Source organism: Bradyrhizobium diazoefficiens USDA 110, from assembly GCF_000011365.1.
Classification (GTDB): Bacteria; Pseudomonadota; Alphaproteobacteria; order Rhizobiales; family Xanthobacteraceae; genus Bradyrhizobium; species Bradyrhizobium diazoefficiens.
This window is the reverse complement of record NC_004463.1, coordinates 785114-807424: the sequence shown is the minus strand read 5'-3', so window position 1 is coordinate 807424 and position 22311 is coordinate 785114. Positions and strand designations below refer to the sequence as shown.

The 22311-nt window shown below is 66.1% G+C and carries 19 protein-coding genes and 1 tRNA gene; 7 read left to right on the top strand and 13 right to left on the bottom strand.

Annotation, left to right across the window (positions count from 1 at the left end):
* Positions 1 to 43 precede the first annotated feature (43 nt).
* From BJA_RS03825 to trxA, 5 genes are all read left to right on the top strand, one after another.
* Positions 44 to 361 (top strand): PilZ domain-containing protein, encoded by a 318-nt coding sequence (locus BJA_RS03825; RefSeq protein WP_011083578.1) that lies wholly within the window; start codon positions 44 to 46, stop codon positions 359 to 361.
* 193 nt (positions 362 to 554) lie between these two features.
* A complete protein-coding gene (locus BJA_RS03820; RefSeq protein ID WP_011083577.1) occupies positions 555 to 1277 on the top strand; it encodes a nucleotidyltransferase family protein in 723 nt (240 codons plus the stop codon).
* Between the two features lie 310 nt (positions 1278 to 1587).
* Positions 1588 to 4734 (top strand): double-strand break repair protein AddB, encoded by a 3147-nt coding sequence (gene addB, locus BJA_RS03815; protein WP_011083576.1) that lies wholly within the window; start codon positions 1588 to 1590, stop codon positions 4732 to 4734.
* Positions 4728 to 8237 (top strand): double-strand break repair helicase AddA, encoded by a 3510-nt coding sequence (gene addA, locus BJA_RS03810; RefSeq protein WP_063921368.1) that lies wholly within the window; start codon positions 4728 to 4730, stop codon positions 8235 to 8237. Before addB ends, addA begins: the two co-directional genes overlap by 7 nt.
* A gap of 67 nt (positions 8238 to 8304) precedes the next feature.
* The gene (trxA, locus tag BJA_RS03805) at positions 8305 to 8625 is read left to right on the top strand and encodes a thioredoxin (RefSeq protein WP_007598398.1); all 321 of its coding nucleotides are present in this window, start codon (positions 8305 to 8307) and stop codon (positions 8623 to 8625) included.
* A 74-nt stretch (positions 8626 to 8699) separates the two neighbouring features.
* Here the strand turns inward: trxA and BJA_RS03800 are convergent, their stop codons facing one another.
* The 13 genes from BJA_RS03800 to aroA form a co-directional block, all read right to left on the bottom strand.
* Entirely contained in the window at positions 8700 to 9140 is a 441-nt protein-coding gene (locus BJA_RS03800) for an SRPBCC family protein (protein ID WP_011083574.1), read from the bottom strand.
* A gap of 86 nt (positions 9141 to 9226) precedes the next feature.
* Positions 9227 to 9967, bottom strand: coding sequence for a metallophosphoesterase family protein (locus BJA_RS03795; protein WP_038965152.1), 741 nt, complete (start codon positions 9965 to 9967; stop codon positions 9227 to 9229).
* 140 nt (positions 9968 to 10107) lie between these two features.
* Positions 10108 to 11451: a bifunctional folylpolyglutamate synthase/dihydrofolate synthase gene (locus BJA_RS03790; RefSeq protein ID WP_011083572.1), complete on the bottom strand. Its 1344-nt coding sequence runs from the start codon at positions 11449 to 11451 to the stop codon at positions 10108 to 10110.
* Positions 11448 to 12389 (bottom strand): acetyl-CoA carboxylase, carboxyltransferase subunit beta, encoded by a 942-nt coding sequence (gene accD / locus BJA_RS03785; RefSeq protein WP_011083571.1) that lies wholly within the window; start codon positions 12387 to 12389, stop codon positions 11448 to 11450. Before accD ends, BJA_RS03790 begins: the two co-directional genes overlap by 4 nt.
* 112 nt (positions 12390 to 12501) lie before the next feature.
* Positions 12502 to 13338: a tryptophan synthase subunit alpha gene (gene trpA, locus BJA_RS03780; RefSeq protein WP_011083570.1), complete on the bottom strand. Its 837-nt coding sequence runs from the start codon at positions 13336 to 13338 to the stop codon at positions 12502 to 12504.
* Positions 13335 to 14552: a tryptophan synthase subunit beta gene (trpB, locus tag BJA_RS03775; protein ID WP_011083569.1), complete on the bottom strand. Its 1218-nt coding sequence runs from the start codon at positions 14550 to 14552 to the stop codon at positions 13335 to 13337. Before trpB ends, trpA begins: the two co-directional genes overlap by 4 nt.
* Positions 14549 to 15220 (bottom strand): phosphoribosylanthranilate isomerase, encoded by a 672-nt coding sequence (locus BJA_RS03770; RefSeq protein ID WP_011083568.1) that lies wholly within the window; start codon positions 15218 to 15220, stop codon positions 14549 to 14551. Before BJA_RS03770 ends, trpB begins: the two co-directional genes overlap by 4 nt.
* A 66-nt stretch (positions 15221 to 15286) precedes the next feature.
* Positions 15287 to 15679 (bottom strand): lipopolysaccharide assembly protein LapA domain-containing protein, encoded by a 393-nt coding sequence (locus tag BJA_RS03765; protein WP_011083567.1) that lies wholly within the window; start codon positions 15677 to 15679, stop codon positions 15287 to 15289.
* 71 nt (positions 15680 to 15750) lie between these two features.
* Entirely contained in the window at positions 15751 to 16056 is a 306-nt protein-coding gene (locus BJA_RS03760; protein WP_008539997.1) for an integration host factor subunit beta, read from the bottom strand.
* 171 nt (positions 16057 to 16227) lie between these two features.
* Positions 16228 to 17208 (bottom strand): signal peptide peptidase SppA, encoded by a 981-nt coding sequence (sppA, locus tag BJA_RS03755; protein WP_011083566.1) that lies wholly within the window; start codon positions 17206 to 17208, stop codon positions 16228 to 16230.
* A gap of 375 nt (positions 17209 to 17583) precedes the next feature.
* On the bottom strand, positions 17584 to 19290 hold the full coding sequence (rpsA, locus tag BJA_RS03750; protein WP_027546860.1) for a 30S ribosomal protein S1: 1707 nt from the start codon (positions 19288 to 19290) through the stop codon (positions 17584 to 17586).
* Between the two features lie 266 nt (positions 19291 to 19556).
* Entirely contained in the window at positions 19557 to 20195 is a 639-nt protein-coding gene (gene cmk / locus BJA_RS03745) for a (d)CMP kinase (protein ID WP_011083564.1), read from the bottom strand.
* A complete protein-coding gene (aroA, locus tag BJA_RS03740; RefSeq protein ID WP_038965151.1) occupies positions 20192 to 21529 on the bottom strand; it encodes a 3-phosphoshikimate 1-carboxyvinyltransferase in 1338 nt (445 codons plus the stop codon). The genes cmk and aroA overlap by 4 nt, the downstream gene beginning before the upstream one ends.
* Before the next feature lie 161 nt (positions 21530 to 21690).
* Between aroA and BJA_RS03735 the strand changes: the two genes are divergently transcribed.
* Positions 21691 to 22101, top strand: coding sequence for a TIGR02300 family protein (locus tag BJA_RS03735; RefSeq protein ID WP_011083562.1), 411 nt, complete (start codon positions 21691 to 21693; stop codon positions 22099 to 22101).
* Positions 22102 to 22200: 99 nt separating this feature from the next.
* Positions 22201 to 22276 (top strand) — tRNA-Ala (locus BJA_RS03730).
* Positions 22277 to 22311 lie beyond the last annotated feature (35 nt).

The window sequence follows — 22311 nt, the reverse complement described above, 5'->3', positions numbered from 1 at the left end:
GGCGGCAAGGAGCCAAATAATTACCGGGCTGGAGCAAGGGCAGATGGCGGTGAAGACAGACCAGCGCAGCAACAGCCGGGTTGTTTTCGAGCGTGGGATTCCGGCCCAGATGATGGGAATCGACGGCACGTGGCGGCGCGACTGCACCATGGAGGACGTCTCCCAGAGCGGCGCCAAGCTGACCATCGACGGTTCGGTCGAAGGGCTCCATCTGAAGGAATTTTTTCTCCTGCTGTCGTCCACCGGACTCGCGTACCGGCGCTGTGAGCTTGCCTGGGTCAATGGCGACCAGATCGGCGTCAACTTCCTCAAGCTCGGCGACAAGAAGAAAAAGGCGCGTTCCGCATCCGTCGGGGCGTAACGGCCACACCCGTCGTACAACCGTCACGGCAGGTGGCTAAGGCGGTTGAGATGCGGTGCGGCTGAATGAGTCCCGTGCTAGGATTGCCGCGAACGCGAATTCCAAGGGCAATTTCGAGAGTAATTCCAAGAGTTCTAATCCCAAGAGTTCTGAGTCCACGAGGCTGAGAAAGACGAATCTGAGAAAGCAAACGATGTCCGTCAAACCGACCAAAGCCATGGTGCTCGCCGCAGGGTTCGGCCTGCGCATGCGTCCACTGACGGACAAGATGCCGAAGCCGATGGTGCCGGTGGCGGGCCAGCCGCTGCTCGACCACGTGCTCGACAAGCTCGGCCAGGCCGGCGTGAGCGAGGCGGTGGTCAACGTGCATTACCTGCCGGACCAGATCATCGACCACGTCGCATCGCGCCAGCATCCGCGCGTGACCATCTCGGACGAGCGCAACCAGGTGCTCGGCACCGGCGGCGGCGTGGTCAAGGCGCTGCCGCTGCTCGGCAACGCGCCGTTCTTCCATGTCAATTCCGACACGCTGTGGATCGACGGCGTGCGCTCGAACCTGGCGCGGCTTGCCGAAAACTTCGATCCCGCGCGCATGGACATCCTGCTCTTGATGGCGCCGACGGCGACCAGCATCGGCTATAGCGGCCGCGGCGATTACGGCATGCTGCCCGACGGAGCCCTGCGCAAGCGCAAGGAGAAAGAGGTCGTTCCGTTCGTCTATGCCGGCGCGGCGATCCTGTCGCCGTCGATCTTCGCCGATGCGCCGCAGGGCGAGTTCTCGCTGACCAAGATGTTCGACCGCGCCAACGAGCAGGAGCGCCTGTTCGGCCTGCGCCTCGACGGCGTCTGGATGCATGTCGGCACGCCTGATGCGGTGCATGCGGCGGAAGAGGCATTTCTGGAGAGCGTGGCGTAGGCCGCGAACACGGTGCCGTAGGGTGGGCAAAGCGAAGCGTGCCCACCGCACAAGCTAACTCCAATGACGAATACGGTGGGCACGGCGCAAGCGCGCCTTTGCCCACCCTACGAGGCTGGAGAGCGTGGCGTAGGGGCTTCCCGTCATTCCGGGGCGCGCGCAAGCGCGAACCCGGAATCTCGAGATTCCGGGTTCGATGCTTCGCATCGCCCCGGAATGACAGTGGGAGAGCGGGGAAGACCCCGCCACAGCCAATGACCATTTGTGTCCGCCTCCCTATATTGGCGCCTGATCCCGAATCAGGCAGCCGATGCGCGTTTTCAGTGTTCCCATCTCAGTTCCGTTCCTGCGCACGGTCGTCACGGCCCTGCTCGACGGCCGGCTGGTCGCGGGATTCGAGGCGCGCAGGGAGCCGGCGCGGCTTGCGGACACCACGCTGTACCTGCCGACCCGGCGCGCCATGCGTATCGTGCGGGAGATCTTCCTCGACGAGATGAAGGCTGACGCGGTCGTGCTGCCGCGCATCGTCGCGCTCGGCGACATCGACGAGGACGAGCTCGCCTTCGCCGATGAAGGCGAGCAGTTTTCCGGCGCAACGCCGCTCGACATCCCGCCGCGCCTTGGCGAGCTCGAGCGACGGCTGACGCTGGCGCAGCTCGTCGCGGCCTGGGCCAAGGGGCCGGTGCTGTCGCCGCTGGTGGTCGGCGGCCCCGCCTCGACGCTGGCTCTCGCCGGCGATCTCGCGCGCCTGATCGACGACATGGTGACGCGCGGGGTCGACTGGAGCGCGCTCGATGGTCTGGTGCCGGACCAGCTCGATCGCTACTGGCAGCACTCGCTCGAATTCCTGCGCATCGCCCGCATCGCCTGGCCCGGCCATCTCGCCGAGATCAACAGGATCGAGCCCGCGGCGCGGCGCGACCTCCTGATCGCGGCGGAAGCGAAGCGCCTGACCGCGCATCCGCATGGGCCCGTGATCGCGGCCGGCTCGACCGGCTCGATGCCGGCCACCGCAAAATTCCTGCATGCGGTCGCCTCGCTGCCGCATGGCGCGGTGGTGCTGCCGGGCCTCGACACTGATCTTGACGAGGATGCCTGGCGGACCATCGGCGGCGTGCGCGATGCGCTCGGCAAGTTCGCGGAGCATCCCGCATCGAACCATCCGCAATATGCCATGCACGCGCTGCTGGAGCGCTTCGGCATCAAGCGCGGCGACGTCGAGCTGCTTCAAGCGCCGGCGGAAGGTGGCCGCGACCTGCTCGCATCCGAATCGATGCGGCCCTCCGCCAAGACGGAAGTCTGGCACGACCGGCTGAAGCAGCCGGATGTTGCGGCAAAGATCGCCGGCGGCATGACAAACCTCGCAGTCGTCGAAGCCCCCAATCCTGAAATGGAAGCGCTGGCGATTGCGATCGCGATGCGCGAGGCGCGGCACCTCGACAAGTCAGCAGCGCTGGTCACCCCGGACCGCGCTCTGGCGCGCCGTGTGATGGCTGCACTCACCCGATGGGACCTCGCCTTCGACGATTCCGGCGGCGACGTGCTGATGGAGACGTCCGCCGGCGTTTTTGCGCGCCTTGCGGCCGAAGCGGCGACCAAGGGATTGGAGCCGCCGACGCTGCTGGCGATGCTGAAGCATCCACTGTGCCGCCTCGGCCGCGCGCCGGATACATGGAAGGCGGCAATCGAAGGCCTGGAGCTCGCCGTCTTGCGCGGCACGCGCCCGCCCGCGGGCACGGCCGGCCTGCTGCGTGAATTCAACCGCTTTCGCGAGGAACTGGCCAAGCTGTGGCGCAGCGAGGTCTCCGCGCTCCACAAGGCCGAGCCGCGCGCACGCCTCAAGGCGGAGGATCTCGATCGCGTCCAGGCCCTAATCGATGCTTTGCGACAAGCCTTGGCGCCGATCGAGAGTCTGGCGCCGTCAAAACCATATGACTTCGCCGAGCTCGCGCACCGGCATCGCGAGATCATGATCGAGCTGTCGCGCGACGAGCAGGGCATCCCGCTGGCCTTCGAGGAGCGCGAGGGCCTCGCGCTCGCCGGCGCCTTCGACGATCTCCTGCGCGGCGGCACGACCAGCGGATTGATCGTGCCGCTGCCTGATTACCCTGATGTCTTCCAGACCGCGTTCGGCGATCGCGCGGTACGGCGGCGTGACAAGCCGGGCGCGCGGCTCCAGATCTACGGCCCGTTGGAATCGCGCCTGATGCAGGCGGACCGCATCATCGTCGGCGGCCTGATCGAGGGCGTCTGGCCGCCGGCGCCGCGCATCGATCCCTGGCTGAGCCGCCCGATGCGGCACGAGCTCGGCCTCGATCTGCCGGAGCGCCGCATCGGCCTCTCCGCCCACGATTTCGCGCAGCTGCTCGGCGGAGATGAGGTGATCCTCACCCATTCCGCCAAGGCCGGCGGCGCGCCAGCGGTGGCTTCGCGCTTCCTGCATCGGTTGGAGGCGGTTGCGGGCGACGATCGCTGGAAGGCGGCCATCCGCGCCGGCGAGAAATACGTGCGGTTCGCAGATCGGCTGGACCAGCCCGACGAGGTCAGGCCGATCAAGCAACCCGAACCGCGACCGCCGCGCGCGACACGGCCGCTGAAGATGTCGGTCACCGCGATCGAGGACTGGCTGCGCGATCCCTACACGATCTACGCCAAGCACATCTTGCGGCTGGATGCACTCGATCCCGTCGACATGCCGCTGTCGGCCGCCGACCGCGGCTCGGCGATCCACGATGCGATCGGCGAATTCACGGAACGCTATGCGACGCGCCTGCCCGACGATCCCGCCCGCGTGCTGCGCGCGATCGGCGAAAAGCATTTCGCGCCGCTGATGGAGCGCCCCGAGGCGCGCGCGCTGTGGTGGCCGCGCTTCCAGCGCATCGCGCGCTGGTTCAGCGAGTGGGAGACGGCACGGCGCGACGTGGTCGAGGCGATCACCGCGGAGACTCGCGGCGAGATCTCGATCACGCTCGACAATGAACGCAGCTTCCGCCTCTCCGCGCGCGCCGACCGCATCGAGCGCCGCCAGGGCGGCGGCTACGCCATCCTCGACTACAAGACCGGCCAGCCGCCGACCGGCAAGCAGGTCCGCATGGGCCTGTCGCCGCAGCTCACGCTGGAGGCGGCGATCCTGCGCGAAGGCGGCTTTCCCGACATCGACGCCGGCTCATCCGTGAGCCAGCTCGTCTATGTCCGCCTCAGCGGCAACAATCCGCCGGGCGAGGAGCGCATCCTCGAGCTCAAGTACAAGCAAGGCGACGAACCGCAGCCGCCGGATATTGCTGCCGCTGAGGCCCGGGCCAAGCTGGAAGCGCTGATCCGCGCCTTCGAGGACGAGAACCAGGCCTACACCTCGCTGAACCTGCCGATGTGGTCCAACCGCTACGGCACCTATGACGACCTCGCCCGCATCAAGGAGTGGTCGGCAGCCGGCGGATTGGGGATCGAGGAATGGTGAAGGCGCCACGCCCAATCCCCGATGAGGTGCGCGCCAGGCAGGCGCGTGCATCCGATCCGACCGCATCGGCCTTCGTGTCGGCCAATGCGGGCTCGGGCAAGACGCACGTGCTGGTGCAGCGCGTGATCCGTCTGCTGCTGTCGGGCGTGCCGCCGGAAAAGATCCTCTGCATCACCTTCACCAAGGCCGCCGCCGCCAACATGGCCGAGCGCGTGTTCACCACGCTCGGCCATTGGGTGACGCTGGACGACATCGCGCTCGATGCCGCGATCCGTGCCGTCGGCATCCCGCATCCCAGCGCAAAGCTGCGACGCGAAGCGCGAAAGCTATTCGCCTGTGCGCTGGAGACCCCCGGTGGATTGAAGGTGCAGACCATCCACGCGCTGTGTACCCGCCTGCTCCAGCAGTTTCCGTTCGAAGCCAACGTGCCGGCGCGCTTCTCCGTCATCGACGAGCGCGACCAGACCGACATGATGGAGCGCGCCAATCTGAAGGTGCTGCTGGAGGCCGCGCGCGACCCGGAAACGGTCACAGGCCGCGCGCTGCTGACCGCGATGGCCAGCGCCGCCGACGTCACCTTCAAGGAGGTCGTGCGCGAGGCCTGTCTGAGCCGCGATCATTTCATGGCCTGGACCGACGAGGCCGGCAACGCAGAAGCTGCCGCCGCGCAGATGGCGGCGGTGCTGGGCGTTGACGCCGCCGACCGCATCGAGGACGTCGAGACGGAGATTCTCGACGGTCCATTCCTGCCGCGATCGCGCTGGGACGACATCGCGTTTGCGCTGGAAGATGGCAGCAAATCCGACAACGACCAGGCCAGCCGGCTCCGCGAGGCAAAAGCGTTTTCGGGCGGCGCGCAGGTCGACGCCTATCTCGGCGTCTTCCTCACCGACGAGAAGCTGCCGCGCAAGGCGGTGCTGACCAAGAAATTTTGCGATCACAATCCCTCCGTCGCCCGCCTGTTCGAGAACGAGGCCCAGCGCCTCGCTGGACTGATCGAGAAGCGCCGCGCGGTAACCATGCGTGACCGCACGGCGGCTCTCTTGCATATCGCGACCGCTGCTGCCGCGAACTACCGGCGCGAGAAGCAGGAGCGCGGCCTGCTCGACTATGACGATTTGATCGACAAAACGCTGGCGATGCTCAACCGCGTCTCCTCGGGCTGGGTGCATTACAAGCTCGACCGCGGCGTCGACCACGTCCTGATCGACGAGGCGCAGGACACCAGTCCGCGGCAGTGGGACATCGTCGCGCACATCATCTCCGAGTTCACCGCGGGCGAAGGCGCGCGCGAGGGGCTGAACCGCACCATCTTCGCCGTCGGAGACGAGAAGCAGTCGATCTTCTCGTTCCAGGGCGCGCAGCCCCGGGAATTCGACGCGCGCCGGCGCGAGCTGCACCGCAAGTTCACCGCCGCCGGGCTGAAATTCGATCCGGTCGCCTTCACCTATTCGTTCCGCTCGGGCGCCGCGATCCTGCACTCGGTCGACCACGTCTTCCGCGACCCCGCGATCTACAAGAGCATCCATTCGGTCGAGATCGGCCATCCCCTGCACAATGCGCTCGCCGATGCAGGGCCAAGCGTGATCGAGCTGTGGGACCTGGCTGAAGCCGACGACAGGCAGGACATCGAGGGCTGGCGCGCGCCGTTCGACGGCGTTGCCGTCACCAGCCCCGAGGTCAAGCTCGCCCGCCGCATCCAGGCCGAGATCAAGCGGCTGGTCGAAAGCGGCACGCTCACCGGACATGAAGGCGAGCGGCGGCCGCTGCGCTACGGCGACATGCTGATCCTGGTCCGCCGACGCGGCAACGCGTTCGATGCCGTGATCCAGGCGCTGAAGCACGCTGGCGTGCCGGTCGCCGGCGCCGACCGGCTGAAGCTCACCGAGCACATCGGCATCATCGACCTGATGAACCTTGCGGACGCGCTGCTGCTGCCGCAGGACGATCTCGCGCTTGCGGTCGCGCTGAAGAGCCCGCTGTTCGGGCTCGACGATGACGATTTGTTTGCGCTTGCCTGGGGCCGCAAGGGCTCGCTGCGCCGGGCGCTCGGCGAGCAGGCGGCCGGAAGCGAGAAATTCGCCGCGGTGCTGCGGCGGCTCGAGGCCTGCGAAACTCGCGCGCGCGAGGAGACACCGTTCGCCTTCTACGCCTGGCTGCTTGGCGGCGACGGCGGACGCGCGCGCATCCTGCGCCGGCTCGGCCACGAGGCCAATGACGCGCTCGACGAATTCCTGGAGCTGGCGCTGAACTACGAGCGCAAGGCGCCGGCGTCGCTGCAAGGCTTCATGGCCTGGCTGCGCTCGGCCGACACCGAGGTGAAGCGCGACATGGAAATCTCCCGCGACGAGGTGCGGGTGATGACCGTGCACGGCGCCAAGGGCCTTGAAGCGTCCGTCGTGTTCATGGTCGACACCACGTCGTCGCCCGCGGACTCGCAGCGGGTCCGTCTGATCCAGGTGCCGCGCGGCAACGGCGGCGAGGTGGTGGTGTGGGCGGGCCGCAAGGCCGACGATCCCAAGCCCGTCGCCGAGGCCCGCAAGGCCATGCTCGAGGAGACCGAGGACGAATATCGCCGCCTGCTCTATGTCGCGATGACGCGCGCGGCCGACCGGCTGATCGTCGGCGGCTGCATGCCCGGCAATATGAGGACGGTCCGCAAGCTGAGCTGGTACGACCTGGTCGACACCGGGCTTACCGGCTCGGGCCTGGAGAAGCAGACGCTGGAAACGCCGCTTGGCAAGGTGACGCGATTCGCCCGGCCGGAGGACGTCGTTGCCCTCGGCACGCCCGCGACATTCGTGGATCAGACGATCGCGTTGCCGGACTGGCTGCGGACGCCGGCACCGCGCGAGATGCAGGACGACGATTCCGTGCGCCCCTCGGGCCAGTCTGCGGAGGGAGGCCGCGCGGTCCGGTCAGGCGAATCGGTGCAGTCGCGCGCGCTCGCGCTGCAACGCGGCACGCTGGTGCACCGGCTGCTCCAGTCGCTGCCCGACATCGCCGCCGAGCGGCGGCGCGAGGCCGCGCGCGGCTTCATGGCGCGCAATGCCTCCGACTGGGCGGAGGCCGACCGCACCGCGCTGGCCGACAAGGTGCTCGCGCTGATCGCCGAGCCGCGCTTTGCACCGGTGTTTGCCGCCGGCAGCCGGGCGGAGGTCGCCATCGTCGGCCGGCTGGAGCGGCCAGGCCTCCAGCCTGCGCTGGTGTCGGGGCAGATCGACCGGCTGGTCGTTCGTCCGGATGAGGTCCTGATCGTCGATTTCAAGACCAACCAGGCGGCGCCCAAAAGCGCGACTGAGGCGCCCGCCGTCTATGTCCGGCAGCTTGCGCTGTACCGGGCGGTGCTGGCGCGGCTTTATCCCCAAAAGCCGGTCAGGGCCGTCCTGCTCTGGACCGAGGCCCTTGAATATATGGAGATTTCGGCCCCCGCGCTGGACGCGGCGCTGGCATCCCTTCATCTCGGTGTGAGCGTCCTTGACCCGGCAAGGGGCCGTTCATAGGTTGACGCCATGATCCCGGGCGCGATTCCCATCCGCGCCGATTCTTTCAACCGAGTGAGGTACTCCCATGGCCGTTGGCAAGGTTTCTGACACTGATTTCGAAGCCGAAGTGCTCAAGGCGAACGGCCCTGTGGTCGTCGATTTCTGGGCCGAATGGTGCGGTCCCTGCCGCATGATCGCGCCCGCCCTCGACGAGATCGCCGGCGCGATGGGCGACAAGGTCAAGATCGTGAAGCTCAATGTCGACGAGAGCCCGAAGACCGCGTCGAAGTACGGCGTGATGTCGATCCCGACCCTGATGATCTTCAAGGGCGGCGAGATGGCCTCCCGCCAGGTCGGCGCGGCGCCGAAGGCAAAGCTGCAGCAGTGGATCACGTCGGCGGTGTGATCCGCCTCGCGAGTAACTGAGAATTCTGCAACGGCCGGCAACACGCCGGCCGTTTTGTTTTTTGTCGGCGGCAATCATGCCGATCTCGTTTCGGCGAGTTTGGCGAGACTGGCGAGAACATCGGGAAAGTCCGACGCGACAGCCGGACCGATCTCGGACGCTTGCGGCCCTCGCGCGTCCGCGGCGTAAACGATGCGCGTGCGCGCCGGTCCAGGAGAATCGCCAAGCGGTTCGATGCGATGGGCGACTGTGATGACGAGATCGCCGACTCGCGTTTCATCGATGAAGCACACGTTCTCGCGAACCTCGATCAGTTGCGAGCGTAGCGTCTCCTCGCCGGGGGGCTTCATCGTGAACCAAGTGCCGGCCGCGAATGGCCCGTCGATGTCGATCTGCTCGATACCCGCATTCCAGTTTTTCCAGCCGGGGACATCGCGAAAGATGCCCCAGATCGTCTCTGCGGTTGCAGACGTCTCGATGGTATATTCGTTTCGCCAGACATGGCCGTCGTCCATGGCGCGCTCCCACTTTGATATGTACGCTTATAACAAGCGCCCTTATCAAGGAGTCAAACCCGCCGCCCGGATGGAGCGAAGCGGCGCTACTTGATCCATCCCGTCGCGAGCGCGTTCGCGAGCTCCGGCTGATTGTTGCGGCGTGCGAGCGCGGCCATCGCCTCGTGATCATAGACGACATGGCGGAAGGTCACTTGCCAAGCAGCATCGACGAGTTCGAGGATCGCGTAGCGCGCGTGCGGCGTGCCGGCCTCGACGACATGCGGGAACGGATGCTTGTCGCGATAGCCCGGGCTACCGACGCTGCCGGGATTGACGATCAGCCGGCCGTCACGAAGCCGCACCGTGCGGGCGAGATGGGTGTGGGCGCAGAGGATCAGGGACTGCGTGATGCCTTGCGCGAACTGCTCGATGCGGTCGAGCGGCGATAGCGCCACCGTGCCGTCGGGATGCACGGTATCGAGCCAATAGACCTCGTCGTTCTCGGGCGTCGCATGGCAGAGGAAGACCCGGTCGCGAAACACGCGCGTCATCGGCTGCGCCCGCAGCCAATCGAGTTGCACGGCATTCAGCGCCGCATGGGCGGGACGATCCCACGAGCCCATCTTCTCCGGCGGACGGTCGAGCAGGTAGCGGTCGTGATTGCCGAGCACATGCACGGCGTCGAGATTCATCAGGATCTCGATGGTCCGGCGCGCGTCGAGCGGACCGCTCAGCATGTCGCCGAGATTGACGAGGTCGGCGATGCCCTGGGCGCGGATGTCGGCAAGCACCGCCTCCAGCGCGAGATGGTTTCCGTGAATGTCGGCAATCGCGGCAAAACGCATTGGCATTCTCTCTTGCCCCGGACGCAGCGCAGCGCTTCTTCAGCGGTGCGCTGCAGAGCCGGGGCCCATGTTGCGGCATTCTGGGTCCCGGCTCTGCGGCGCATCGCTTGCGCGATGCGCCTTGTCCGGGACAAGACAGCTCATGCAGGAGGCGTGCCGTTGATGCCGAGCACGTGGCCGGCGAGATAGAGCGAGCCGGTGATCAGGATGCGCGGCGGCACCTCGTAGGCGAGCTTCGACAGCGCGCGCAGCGCGGCCTCGATGCCCGGCGCGGGCTCGACCCGCATGCCGAGGCTGCGCGCGGCGTCCGCGAGGCGGTCGGCCGGCATCGCATTCTCGGTGTCGGGAATCGGCACCGCGATGATGTGACGGGTGAGGCCGGCGAAATTGGCGAGGAAGGCCTGCGCATCCTTGTTGGCCATCATGCCCGCGATCACGACCAGCGGCCGCGACACCCGTTCCTCGAGATCGCCGAGCGCGGCCGCCGCAACGCGCCCACCTTCCGCATTGTGCCCGCCGTCGAGCCAGATCTCCGAGCCCTGCGGTCCCCAGGAGAGCAGCTCGCCCGAGGTGATGCGCTGCATCCGCGCCGGCCATTCGGCACCGACGATGCCGGCTTCGAACGCCGCCTGGTTGACCTTGAATGTCGAAATCGCGCGCAAAGTCGCGATCGCAAGCCCGGCATTGTCGAACTGGTGGCGGCCGAACAGGCGCGGCGCGGCGAGATCCATCAGGCCGCGATCGTCGGAATAAACCAGGCGCCCATGCTCGACATTGACGTGCCAGCTCTCGTTCGCGGCAAACAGCGGCGCGCGCATGCGCTTGGCCTGCGCCTCGATCACGGCCATCGCCTCGCCCGACTGCTCGGCGCAAACCACGGGCACGCCGCGCTTGATGATCGCGGCCTTCTCGCCGGCGATGGAGGTCAGCGTATCGCCGAGGAAGTCCGTGTGGTCCATGCTCACAGGCGTGATCACGGTGGCCGCCGGCGTATCGACCACATTGGTCGAATCGAGCCGGCCGCCAAGGCCGACCTCGAGCAGCACCGCATCGGCCGGATTCTGCGCGAACAGATGAAACGCGGCAGCCGTCTTCAGCTCGAACACGGTGGCAGGCTCGCCGGCATTGACGCGCTCGACTTCTTCCAGCGCGGCGCGCAGTTCGTCGTCGCCGACCAGCACGCCGCCACCGAGGCGACCAAGCCGGAAACATTCGTTGATGCGGACCAGATACGGCGAGGTGTAGGCGTGGACGCGCAGGTCTGCCGCTTCCAGCGTCGCGCGCAGATAAGCGAGCGTCGAGCCCTTGCCATTGGTGCCGGCGATGTGGATCACCGGGGGCAGCTTGCGTTCGGGGTGGCCGAGCCGATCGAGCAGACGATGCATCCGCTCCAGCCCAAGATCGATGCGCTTCTGATGCAGGGCCGACAGCCGCCCGATCAATTCGTCGAGCGGCGGCTTTGCGCTGTCAGGAGACGCGTTCACGCGTGCGGCGCGGCCGGCGCCGTCTCGGAAGCCGATACGATCTGCGCCGGGCTGACGACAGGCTGCACCGATTTCGACGCGGTCTCCAGCGCCGGTGCCTTGGTCAACAGGCGACAGAGCCGTGCCAGGGTCGGGCGCAAATCGTGACGATGCACGACCATGTCGACCATGCCGTGCTCTTTCAGGTACTCGGCGCGCTGGAAGCCTTCCGGGAGCTTCTCGCGGATGGTCTGCTCGATCACGCGCGCGCCGGCAAAGCCGATCAGCGCGCCGGGCTCGGCGATCTGCACGTCGCCCAGCATCGCGTAGGAGGCGGTGACGCCGCCGGTGGTCGGGTTGGTCAGCACGACGATATAGGGCTGTTTTGCCTCGCGCAGCATCTGAACCGCGACGGTCGTGCGCGGCATCTGCATCAGCGACAGGATGCCTTCCTGCATGCGCGCGCCGCCTGATGCGGCGAACACGATGAACGGCGACTTCTTCTCGACCGCGAGTTCGAGCCCACGCACGATGGCCTCGCCCGCGGCCATGCCGAGCGAGCCGCCCATGAAGTCGAAATCCTGCACGGCGATGACGACGGCGGCGCCTTCGAGCTTGCCATAGCCGACCTTGATCGCGTCGTTGAGGTTAGTTCGCGCGCGGGCATCCTTGATGCGGTCGACGTATTTCTTCTCGTCGCGGAACTTGAGCGGATCCGGCGTGACATCCGGCAGCGCGACGTCGTACCAGGTCTCGTTGTCGAAGATCGACTTCAGACGCGCCACCGCGCCCATGCGCATGTGGTAGTTCGAGCCGGGAATGACGAACTGGTTGGCCTCGACATCCTTGTAGAACACGAGCTGCCCGGAATCCGGACACTTGATCCACAAATTCTCCGGCGTCTCCCGCCGCAGCATGTTGCGGATCTTCGGCCGGACCACATTGGTAAGCCAGTTCATGGTTTGCTCCGATGTGCGATCCCGCTCCGGAGATCGCCTGAAGGGATATATGGCTGCCGGACCCTGCCCCGGCAAGCCGCCGTGTCGTCCGCCCCAAAAGCGGAATTATGGCCTATTCCGCCGCCTGTTGTGCGCCTTTGACGCCTTGGGCCAGGGATGCCGTCAGTTCGGCGACGGCGTTAACGGTTTTGGCGGTGGCCCGGCCGTCTGCATCGAGGCTGTTCTTGAGCGCATCGACCAGCGCGGTGCCGACCACCGCGCCATTCGCATGCGAGGCGATGGCGCGCGCGGTCTCCGGCGTGCGGATGCCGAAGCCGACGCAGACCGGCAGCTTGGTGTGACGCTTGATGCGGGCAACCGCTTCGCTCACCGCCGAGGAATCCGCCGCCGCAGCACCGGTGATGCCGGTGATCGAGACGTAGTAGACGAAGCCCGAGGTGTTGGCGAGCACGGCCGGCAGGCGCTTGTCGTCGGTCGTCGGCGTCGCCAGGCGAATGAAGTTCAGGCCGGCCTTCATCGCGGGCAGGCAGAGCTCGTCGTCCTCCTCCGGCGGCAGATCGACGATGATGAGGCCGTCGACGCCGGCGCTCTTGGCATCGACAAGGAACTTGTCGACGCCGTAGATGTAGATCGGGTTGTAATAGCCCATCAGCACGATCGGCGTCGCATTGTCGTCCTTGCGGAAGCCGCGCACGAGCTCGAGCGTCTTCTTCAGCGTCATGCCGGCCTTGAGCGCGCGCAGGCCCGCCGCCTGGATCGACGGACCGTCGGCCATCGGATCGGTGAAGGGCATGCCGATCTCGATCACGTCGGCGCCGGACTTCGGCAGCGCCTTGATGATCTCGAGCGAGGTGGCGGGATCCGGATCGCCGGCCATCAGGAAGGTCACGAAGGCCGAGCGGCCCTGCTTCGCAAGCTCGGCAAAACGGATGTCGATACGCGTGGTCACTTGCTCTTGCCCCTCAGGATGTCGCCGACCTGCGGGACGTCCTTGTCGCCGCGGCCGGAGAGATTGACGACCATCAGGTGATCTTTTGCGCGCTTCGGCGCGAGCTCCATCACCTTGGCGATGGCATGCGCGGGCTCGAGCGCCGGGATGATGCCTTCCAGCTTTGACAGCAGCTGGAACGCAGCGAGCGCCTCGTCGTCGGTCGCGGAGAGATAATTCACGCGGCCGATCTCGTGCAGCCAGGAATGCTCGGGGCCGATGCCGGGATAGTCGAGGCCGGCCGAGATCGAATGAGCGTCCTGGATCTGGCCGTCCGCGTCCATCAGGAGATAAGTGCGGTTGCCGTGCAGCACGCCGGGACGGCCGCCCGCGATCGAGGCCGCATGCAGCTGCGTGAGCCCGTGGCCTGCAGCTTCGACGCCGAAAATTTCGACGGAGGGATCGTCGAGGAAGGGGTGGAACAGGCCCATCGCATTCGAGCCGCCGCCGATGCAGGCGACCAGCGAATCCGGCAGGCGGCCCTCGACCTCCTGCATCTGCGCCTTGGTCTCGTTGCCGATGATCGACTGGAAGTCGCGCACCAGCGTCGGATAGGGATGCGGGCCCGCCACCGTGCCGATGCAGTAGAACGTGTTGTGCACGTTGGTGACCCAGTCGCGCAGCGCCTCGTTCATGGCGTCCTTCAGCGTGCGCGTGCCCGACTGTACCGGGACCACCTTTGCGCCCAGCATCTCCATGCGGATCACGTTGGGCTGCTGCCGCTCGACGTCGACGGCGCCCATATAGACCACGCATTCGAGGCCGAAGCGCGCGCACAGCGTCGCGGTGGCGACGCCGTGCTGGCCGGCGCCGGTCTCGGCAATGATGCGCTTCTTGCCCATGCGCCGCGCCAGCATGATCTGGCCGAGCACGTTGTTCACCTTGTGCGAGCCGGTGTGGTTGAGCTCTTCGCGCTTGAGGTAGATCTTGGCGCCGCCGAGATGCTCGGTGAGACGCTCGGCGAAATAGAGCGGCGAGGGCCGGCCGACATAGTTCTTGAGATAGCCGTTCATCTCGGCCTGGAAGGCCGGATCGGCCTTGGCCGCGGTGTAGGCCTTCTCCAGATCGAGGATCAGCGGCATCAGCGTTTCGGCGACGAAGCGTCCGCCGAAGATGCCGAAATGACCGCGCTCGTCGGGCCCGCTGCGGTAGGAGTTTGGTTTGGCGATGTTCATCGGACGCTCAACTCTTGACTTGCATCTTGGGTGGCGCGCGCGGCGCGGATGAAGGCCTTGATCATCTCGGGATCCTTGACGCCGGGAGCGCTCTCGACACCGGAGGACACGTCGACGCCGCCGGCGCGGGTGATGCGAAGGGCCTCCGCAACGTTGTCGGCGTGAAGCCCGCCCGAGACCATGTAGGGCAGGTTCAGATCGAGGTTTTCGAGCAGGTGCCAGTCGAACGGCGCGCCCAGGCCGCCGGGCCGCGTCGCGTCTTTCGGCGCGCGCGCATCGAACAGGATGCGGTCGGCGACCGCGGCGTAGCCGGGCAGCACGGCAAGATCGGCTGAGGTTGCGACCGGCACCGCCTTCATCACGGGGCGGCCGAACCGCTGCTTGATGTCGCGCAGCCGCGCGACGGTCTCCTTGCCATGGAGCTGGAAAATGTCCGGCGACAGCGCGTCCATGATGTTGTCGAGCGTGGCGTCATCGGCATCGACCGTGAGCGCAACCTTGAGCGCGCGCCGATTCACCTGGCGGCCGAGATCGCGGCCAAGCTCCAGCGACAGATGCCGGGGCGACGGCGGAAAGAACACGAACCCCACCATGTCGGCGCCCGCGTCGAGCGCTGTTTCGAGCGTCTCGCGCGTGGACAGGCCGCAGATTTTGACGAGCAGGGACATGGTCTCAAAGCAGGTAAAGGCCGCAACTCCGCGGCCGGAAAGCAGGGTTTTCGGTTGCGGCCGCTTCTACAACGTCGCGCGCTGCTTGTCTCGCCCGACGGGCCCGTAAAGGCCCACCCCGACGGGGGCGGGGAGGCGCTGGGAATCGGGCTTCGCCGCGGCCGTCTGGGCCCGCAAGCCGGCCAGTTCGGTCCGGGCGCTGCGCGCATCCGCCTCATGCCGACGGGCCGCGCGGCGCCAGTGCCGCTGGCCGAGCCAGACGGCACAGCCGCCGGCCAGGACGCCCAGCGCCGCCACCAGGATCAGCAGCAGGAACAGCGGCAGCGTGACCGACAATGACGGGTCGTCGGAGACAAAGGGATCGAAGGAGACCGTGACGAAATGCCGGTTGGAGACGGCGAACACCACCAGGATCAGACCCAGCGGAATCACGATCAGCGCGGTCAGGAACTTTCGCATCTCGCTTCGCTCGCCTTGAATCAAGCTTCCGGCCGCATCTTGAGCGACCGCGGGAAACCCTGACGCCGGCCTCAGTCTGCCGCGCCGGGATCCGGATGGTCGCGGTTCAGCCGCTCGCGCATTTCCTTGCCGGTCTTGAAGAACGGAACGCTCTTCTGATCGACGGGTACATGGGCGCCGGTGCGCGGATTACGCCCGGCGCGTGCAGGGCGATGCTTGACCGAGAAGGCACCGAAGCCGCGCAACTCGACGCGATCACCGCGTGCGAGAGCCGCTACGATCTCTTCGAGAATCGCATTCACAATGTTCTCGACATCCCGCTGGTACAGATGCGGGTTGTGCTCGGCGATACGCTGAACAAGTTCGGATTTGATCATCGAGAGATAGGACCCGGAAGCGTGCGGATGACCATTTCCGTGAAAATACCGTGATCTGTCAAGACGCTAAATCAAGGTTGAGCGTCGTGAAAATGCGTGACAAATGCCAAAAAAGCAGGCTGCCCCGACACTCGCCAGGCGAGAAAACCCTTAAGCGCTCGCCTGTCCCAGTCAGTTTGACGCAGCCGGCTGCCACAAGGCCAGCATTCCATCCATTCCGAACCGGTCAACGGCCTGCGCGACGCCGGTTTGCCCGATTTGATGCGCAATCGAGCCTAAACCCAGCGCTTCCAGCGTCACGGCAGCGGCCGTCTTGAGGAACGGCAGATCGCCGAAGCGCGACTGAAGCTTGTAGTCGCGCACCGAAAGCCCCTTCTTGACGCCCTTCTGCTCGACCAGCCAGGTCACCGCCGTCTTCTCGTCGCCGATCTGGTCGATCAGCTTGAGATCGATCGCCTGGCGTCCGGTGAAGACGCGGCCGTCGGCCACTTTCTCGAGCTGCGTGTCGTCCATGCCACGCCGCTCCTTCACCAGTCCCTTGAACCAGGCGTAGGAGTCCTTCACCAGCTCGTCGAGCGCGGCCCGCGCCTCGGGACTGGTCGGCTCAAAACCGTTGGGCGCGGCCTTCAGCGGCGAGGATTTTACCTCCTCGACCTTGACGCCGATGGTCTTCAGGAGTTCGGTGACATTGGGGTACTGGAACAGCACACCGATCGAGCCGACCAGCGAGCTCTGCTGCGCGATGATGTGGTCGCTCGCGATCGCCGTGATGTAGCCGCCGGAGGCGGCAAGACCCTCGACCACGACGACGAGCGGCTTCTTCGCCTTGAGCCGGACCAGCGAGTCGTAGAGCTGCTCGGAGCCTGCGGTGGTGCCGCCCGGTGAGTTGATGTGAACGATGACGGCGGCAGCCTGCGAATTCTCCAGCCGCTCCAGCGCCTGCGTGCGATCGGAATCGCTGCGGATCAGGCCGTCGATCTGGACCCGCGCAATCGAGCCGGCGGCTGCGAACGTGCCGCGTGCGCCGGGCGTCGCAATCAGCGCGAAGCCCGCAATCGCCGCGATCGCGATCAGCGCGGCCATGACGCGCCAGAACGTCAGCTTGCGGCGGATCCTGCGACGATCGACGATGATGTCCGAATCGAGCGACATCGGAATATCTCCAAATGAAAGACCAGGCGCGTTGTGCCGTCACGGCGTGACCAACGGCTTATCTGGATACATCAATTGCGGCGCAATTTGAAGAAAACAAGGCTGGTGCTGGTCGGGCCGAGCCCCCGTCACAGGCTTCTCGTCATCCCGGACAAGCGCCGCGACGCGGAGCGCTGACCCGGGATCCATACCCACAGAATTGAGTTTGGCGAAGACTTGGAGTTACCAGCTCGCGCCAGACCGCTCCCTGTGGTGATGGGTCCCGGATCTACGCGCGCTTTGAGCGCGCTTGTCCGGGACGACAGTTGAGTATGGAGCAACAAAAAAGCCCCGGCTCGCGCCGGGGCTTTGATGTCAGCGAAACGAACGTTTCGCTTACTTGCTGTCGCGGTTCTTGAGCGCGGTGCCGAGGATGTCGCCGAGCGTCGCACCCGAATCGGAGGAGCCGTACTGCGCGATGGCTTCCTTCTCTTCGGCGACTTCGAGCGCCTTGATCGACACCTGGACCTTGCGGGCCTTCTTGTCGAACTGGATCACGCGGGCATCGACCTTCTCGCCGACGGCAAAGCGTTCGGCGCGCTGGTCGTTGCGGTCACGCGCGAGCTCCGAGCGCTTGATGAAGGTGGTGAAGTCGGTACCGGCGATCTTCACCTCGATACCGCTCTCCTTCACTTCGAGCACTTCGCAGGTCACGACCGCGCCCTTCTTGACATCGCCCGGCTCGGCGAAGGGGTCGCCTTCGAGCTGCTTGATGCCGAGCGAGATACGCTCCTTCTCGACGTCCACATCGAGCACCACGGCCTTCACCATGTCGCCCTTCTTGTAGTTGTCGATCACCTGCTCGCCCGGAAGCTTCCAGTCGAGGTCGGAGAGGTGGACCATGCCGTCGACGTCGCCCTCGAGACCCAGGAACAGACCGAACTCGGTCTTGTTCTTGACCTCGCCCTCGACCACCGAACCGGTCGGGTGACCTTCGACGAAGACCTCCCAGGGGTTGCGCATGGTCTGCTTGAGGCCAAGCGAGATGCGGCGCTTGACGGAATCGACTTCGAGCACCTGCACTTCGACTTCCTGCGAGGTCGAGACGATCTTGCCGGGGTGCATGTTCTTCTTGGTCCACGACATCTCGGAGACGTGGATCAGGCCTTCGATGCCCGGCTCGAGCTCGACGAACGCACCGTAGTCGGTGATGTTGGTGACACGGCCGGTGAAGCGGGCACCCAGCGGGTACTTGGCTTCGATGCCCTGCCACGGATCGTCCAGCAGCTGCTTCATGCCCAGCGAGATGCGGTGCGTCTCGTGGTTGATCTTGATGATCTTGACCTTCACGGTCTGGCCGATCGAGAGCACCTCGGTCGGGTGGTTGACGCGGCGCCACGCGATGTCGGTGACGTGCAGCAGGCCGTCGATGCCGCCGAGATCAACGAACGCACCGTAGTCGGTGATGTTCTTGACCACGCCGTCGATGACCTGACCCTCTTCGAGGTTCTGCACCAGCTCCTGGCGCTGCTCGGCGCGGGTCTCTTCCAGCACCGTGCGGCGGGAGACGACGATGTTGCCGCGGCGGCGGTCCATCTTGAGGATCTGGAACGGCTGCGAGTTGTTCATCAGCGGCGCAACGTCGCGGATCGGACGGATGTCGACCTGCGAGCGCGGCAGGAAGGCCACGGCACCGTCGAGGTCGACGGTGAAGCCGCCCTTGACCTGGTTGAAGATGACGCCGTTGACCTTCTCGTTGTTCTGGAACGCCTTCTCGAGCTTGCCCCAGCTCTCTTCGCGGCGCGCCTTGTCGCGCGACAGCACGGCTTCGCCGAGGGCGTTCTCGATGCGATCGAGGAACACTTCCACCTCGTCGCCGACCTTGATCTCGCTGTCACGGCCGGGGCCGGAAAATTCGCGCAGGGCGACGCGGCCCTCGGTCTTCAGGCCGACGTCGATGACGGCCATGTCCTTTTCAATTGCAACCACCTTGCCCTTGACGACGGAGCTTTCCTGCAGGTTGCCACCTGCGAAGGACTCGTCGAGCATCGCGGCGAAATCGTCACGCGAGGGGCTATAGGTATCAGCAGAAGTCGAAGCCATTTGTTCTCCAGTTGCGGATGTCTTGCCGGCCGTTGGGTTCATGGGCGCATCGCACGCGCAGTGTCGGAAGGTCCGCAAGACCTTCGAGCGACCGCTTGCTGCCCCGGCTGGCACCGGAACGGCGGAAGCGGGCCGGCTGAGGCCCGCGCGTTCGATACGTGGAAATCTTTGTCCGGAGCCTCGATCGCACCGGCCCCGAAACAGGCGGACCGGGGTATCGACCTCAAAGAGCGGGAGCGGGCGCTTCCTCCAATGACGGCTGCGGCTTAACCCCGCGACCGGCCCGCTCGGACGGCCTCGATAATGTCGATGGCGGCCCGGACGCCGCCTTCTATATCCAGTTGGGAGTTATCTAGCAAGTAAGCATCGGGTGCGGGTTTCAGCGGCGCAATCGGCCGGTTCTTGTCGCGTTCGTCGCGCTGGATGATGTCGGCGAGCACGGCCGCCTCGTCCGCCGCCTCGCCCCGCGCCTTGGCCTCCATGGTGCGGCGGCGGGCGCGGACCTTGGGGTCCGCCACGACAAAGATCTTCACGTCGGCATGGGGGCAGATCACGGTTCCAATGTCCCGGCCGTCCAGCACCGCTCCCGGCGGATCGGCGGCGAATTGCCGCTGGAAATTGACCAGGACCTCGCGAACCCTTGGGATCGCCGAGACGATCGAGGCGCCCTCTCCGACCTTCTGGGTCTTCAGGGCGGGATCGCCGAACTTTTCCGGATCCAATTCCAGCGCCGCCGCAACCGCGGCCGCCTCGTCGCGGAGATCGTGGCCCGATTGCATCAGGGCATAGGCGACCGCGCGATAGATCACGCCGGTATCAAGATGACGATAACCGTAATGATGAGCGAGACGCTTGCCGAGCGTCCCCTTGCCCGAGGCCGCGGGCCCGTCGATGGCGATAATCATGAAAACTCGGCCCCAAGCGAACGCATCATCGGAATGAAATCCGGGAAACTGGTGGCGATGAAGGCGGTGTCGTCGACGGTCACGGGCTGGTCGGAGGCGCAGCCCATCACCAGCGCGGACATCGCGATGCGATGGTCCATGTGGGTGGCGACGGTGCCACCACCGGGAACGTGACCGCGGCCCTGGACGACCAGATCGTCGCCGGAGACCTCGACCTTGACGCCGTTGACGCGCAGCATCTCGGCGGTGGCCTCCAGACGATCGGATTCCTTGACGCGCAGCTCCTGCAGGCCGCGCATGATGGTCGTGCCTTCGGCGAAGGAGGCCGCCACCGCCAGCACGAGATATTCGTCGATCATCGACGGCGCGCGCTCCGGCGGCACCTCGACGCCGCGCAGCTTCGACGCGCGCACGCGCAGCTGCGCCATCGGCTCACCGGCATCGCCGCGCACTTCGCTCTCCTCGATCGAAGCGCCCATTTCGCGCAGCGTGGTGAACAGGCCGGTGCGCAGCGGATTGGTCATGACATCCGACAGCACGACATCGGAGCCCTCGGCGATCAGCGCCGCAACGACCGGGAAGGCCGCCGAGGAGGGATCGGCGGGCACCACGACATTGGCGCCATGCAGCTCGGGCTGGCCCACGAGGGTGATGCGGCGGCCGTGCTGGCCCTCCTTGGTGGAGGTGATGTCGGCGCCGAAGTGCTTCAGCATCAGCTCGGTGTGGTCGCGACTGGCCTCGCTCTCGATGACCGTGGTGGTGCCCGGGGCGGCGAGGCCCGCGAGCAGCACGGCGGATTTGATCTGAGCCGAGGCGACCGGGGTCTTGTAGGTGATCGGCAGCGGATCGCGCGCGCCCTGGAGGGTCAGCGGCAGACGGCCGCCCTCGCCGCCGGAGACGACCCTGGCGCCCATCTTCTCGAGCGGGTCCAGGATCCGGCGCATGGGACGGCTGCGCAACGAGGCGTCGCCGTCGAAAACCGCCGAGATCGGGCAGCCGGCGACGGCGCCCATGACCAGCCGGCAGCCGGTGCCGGAATTGCCGAAATCCAGCGCCGCCTTGGGCTGGGCGAAGCCTGCGACGCCCACGCCCTGCACCTTCCAGGCGAAATCGCCGGTGCGCTCGACGCTGGCACCCAGCGCCTGCATGGATTTGGCGGTGTTGAGGACGTCCTCGCCCTCCAGCAGGCCCGAAATCCGGGTCTCGCCGACCGCGAGCGCGCCCAGGATGAGGGCGCGGTGGGAGATCGACTTGTCCCCGGGCACCCGTACTTTCCCGGTCAGGGGACCGTTTGCGCGCGACTGAAGCGGCCTCGGTTGGTCGGAATGGGTCAAGATTGTGTCCTTGGATGTGCTCCGGAGAGCTGGGGCGCAGGTACCACATGGTCCGCGCCCCGTCACCGGCATGTCTTTCTCCCGTAATGCGCTATTGACAGCGGGCCGCCAACTAGCCAAGTGAAACACCGCTTTTCAGACATTCCCAGGATTCCTCTGCCGTGGCCAAGTCCGAACTCGGAACCAAACGTATTTGCCCGACCACGGGCAAGAAGTTCTATGACCTCAACAAGAATCCGGTGATCTCGCCCTATACCGGCGAAGTGGTCCCGATCGCGCCCGTGGCGCCTGCGCGCACGACTCGCGGCGCCGAAGCTCGCCACGCAGCGGCCGCGGACACCACGCCGGAGCCGGCGGAGGCCGAGGAATTGGTCTCCCTCGAGGAGGCCGATGCCGAGGAGAACACCGGCAAGGTCAAGGCCGTCGTGCCCGAATCGGAGGACGATATCGAGGTCGACGAGACCCTCGACGACGACGATGACGATGATTCGACATTCATCGCCGACGAAGAAGAGGGCGATGAGGACGTTACCGACATCATTGGTGATGTCGGGGGCGATGAAGAGACTTGAGATCAGCCCTGATCTGTGAAAAAGGGTGCACCGCGCGAGTCGCCTAGGGCTCGCCGGCCGGGACGGATCCCCCAGGATCCTCCCCACTGGAAGACTTAAGGGGCCATAGCTCAGCTGGGAGAGCGCTTGCATGGCATGCAAGAGGTCGGCGGTTCGATCCCGCCTGGCTCCACCAGCCTTCGCGAAGCGAGGGCTGCCGCGCCGAAGCCC

Excerpts from the sequence above, each read along its gene's own strand:
- BJA_RS03765 (WP_011083567.1), bottom strand. The coding sequence starts at position 15,679 with ATGCGAAAGTTCCTGACCGCGCTGATCGTGATTCCGCTGGGTCTGATC.
- BJA_RS03820 (WP_011083577.1), top strand. The coding sequence starts at position 555 with ATGTCCGTCAAACCGACCAAAGCCATGGTGCTCGCCGCAGGGTTCGGC.
- accD (WP_011083571.1), bottom strand. The coding sequence starts at position 12,389 with ATGAACTGGCTTACCAATGTGGTCCGGCCGAAGATCCGCAACATGCTG.
- sppA (WP_011083566.1), bottom strand. The coding sequence starts at position 17,208 with ATGTCGCTCGATTCGGACATCATCGTCGATCGTCGCAGGATCCGCCGC.
- BJA_RS03795 (WP_038965152.1), bottom strand. The coding sequence starts at position 9,967 with ATGCGTTTTGCCGCGATTGCCGACATTCACGGAAACCATCTCGCGCTG.
- trxA (WP_007598398.1), top strand. The coding sequence starts at position 8,305 with ATGGCCGTTGGCAAGGTTTCTGACACTGATTTCGAAGCCGAAGTGCTC.
- trpB (WP_011083569.1), bottom strand. The coding sequence starts at position 14,552 with ATGAACATCGCCAAACCAAACTCCTACCGCAGCGGGCCCGACGAGCGC.
- addB (WP_011083576.1), top strand. The coding sequence starts at position 1,588 with ATGCGCGTTTTCAGTGTTCCCATCTCAGTTCCGTTCCTGCGCACGGTC.
- BJA_RS03825 (WP_011083578.1), top strand. The coding sequence starts at position 44 with ATGGCGGTGAAGACAGACCAGCGCAGCAACAGCCGGGTTGTTTTCGAG.
- addA (WP_063921368.1), top strand. The coding sequence starts at position 4,728 with ATGGTGAAGGCGCCACGCCCAATCCCCGATGAGGTGCGCGCCAGGCAG.
- cmk (WP_011083564.1), bottom strand. The coding sequence starts at position 20,195 with ATGATTATCGCCATCGACGGGCCCGCGGCCTCGGGCAAGGGGACGCTC.
- BJA_RS03760 (WP_008539997.1), bottom strand. The coding sequence starts at position 16,056 with ATGATCAAATCCGAACTTGTTCAGCGTATCGCCGAGCACAACCCGCAT.
- rpsA (WP_027546860.1), bottom strand. The coding sequence starts at position 19,290 with ATGGCTTCGACTTCTGCTGATACCTATAGCCCCTCGCGTGACGATTTC.
- BJA_RS03800 (WP_011083574.1), bottom strand. The coding sequence starts at position 9,140 with ATGGACGACGGCCATGTCTGGCGAAACGAATATACCATCGAGACGTCT.
- BJA_RS03770 (WP_011083568.1), bottom strand. The coding sequence starts at position 15,220 with ATGTCCCTGCTCGTCAAAATCTGCGGCCTGTCCACGCGCGAGACGCTC.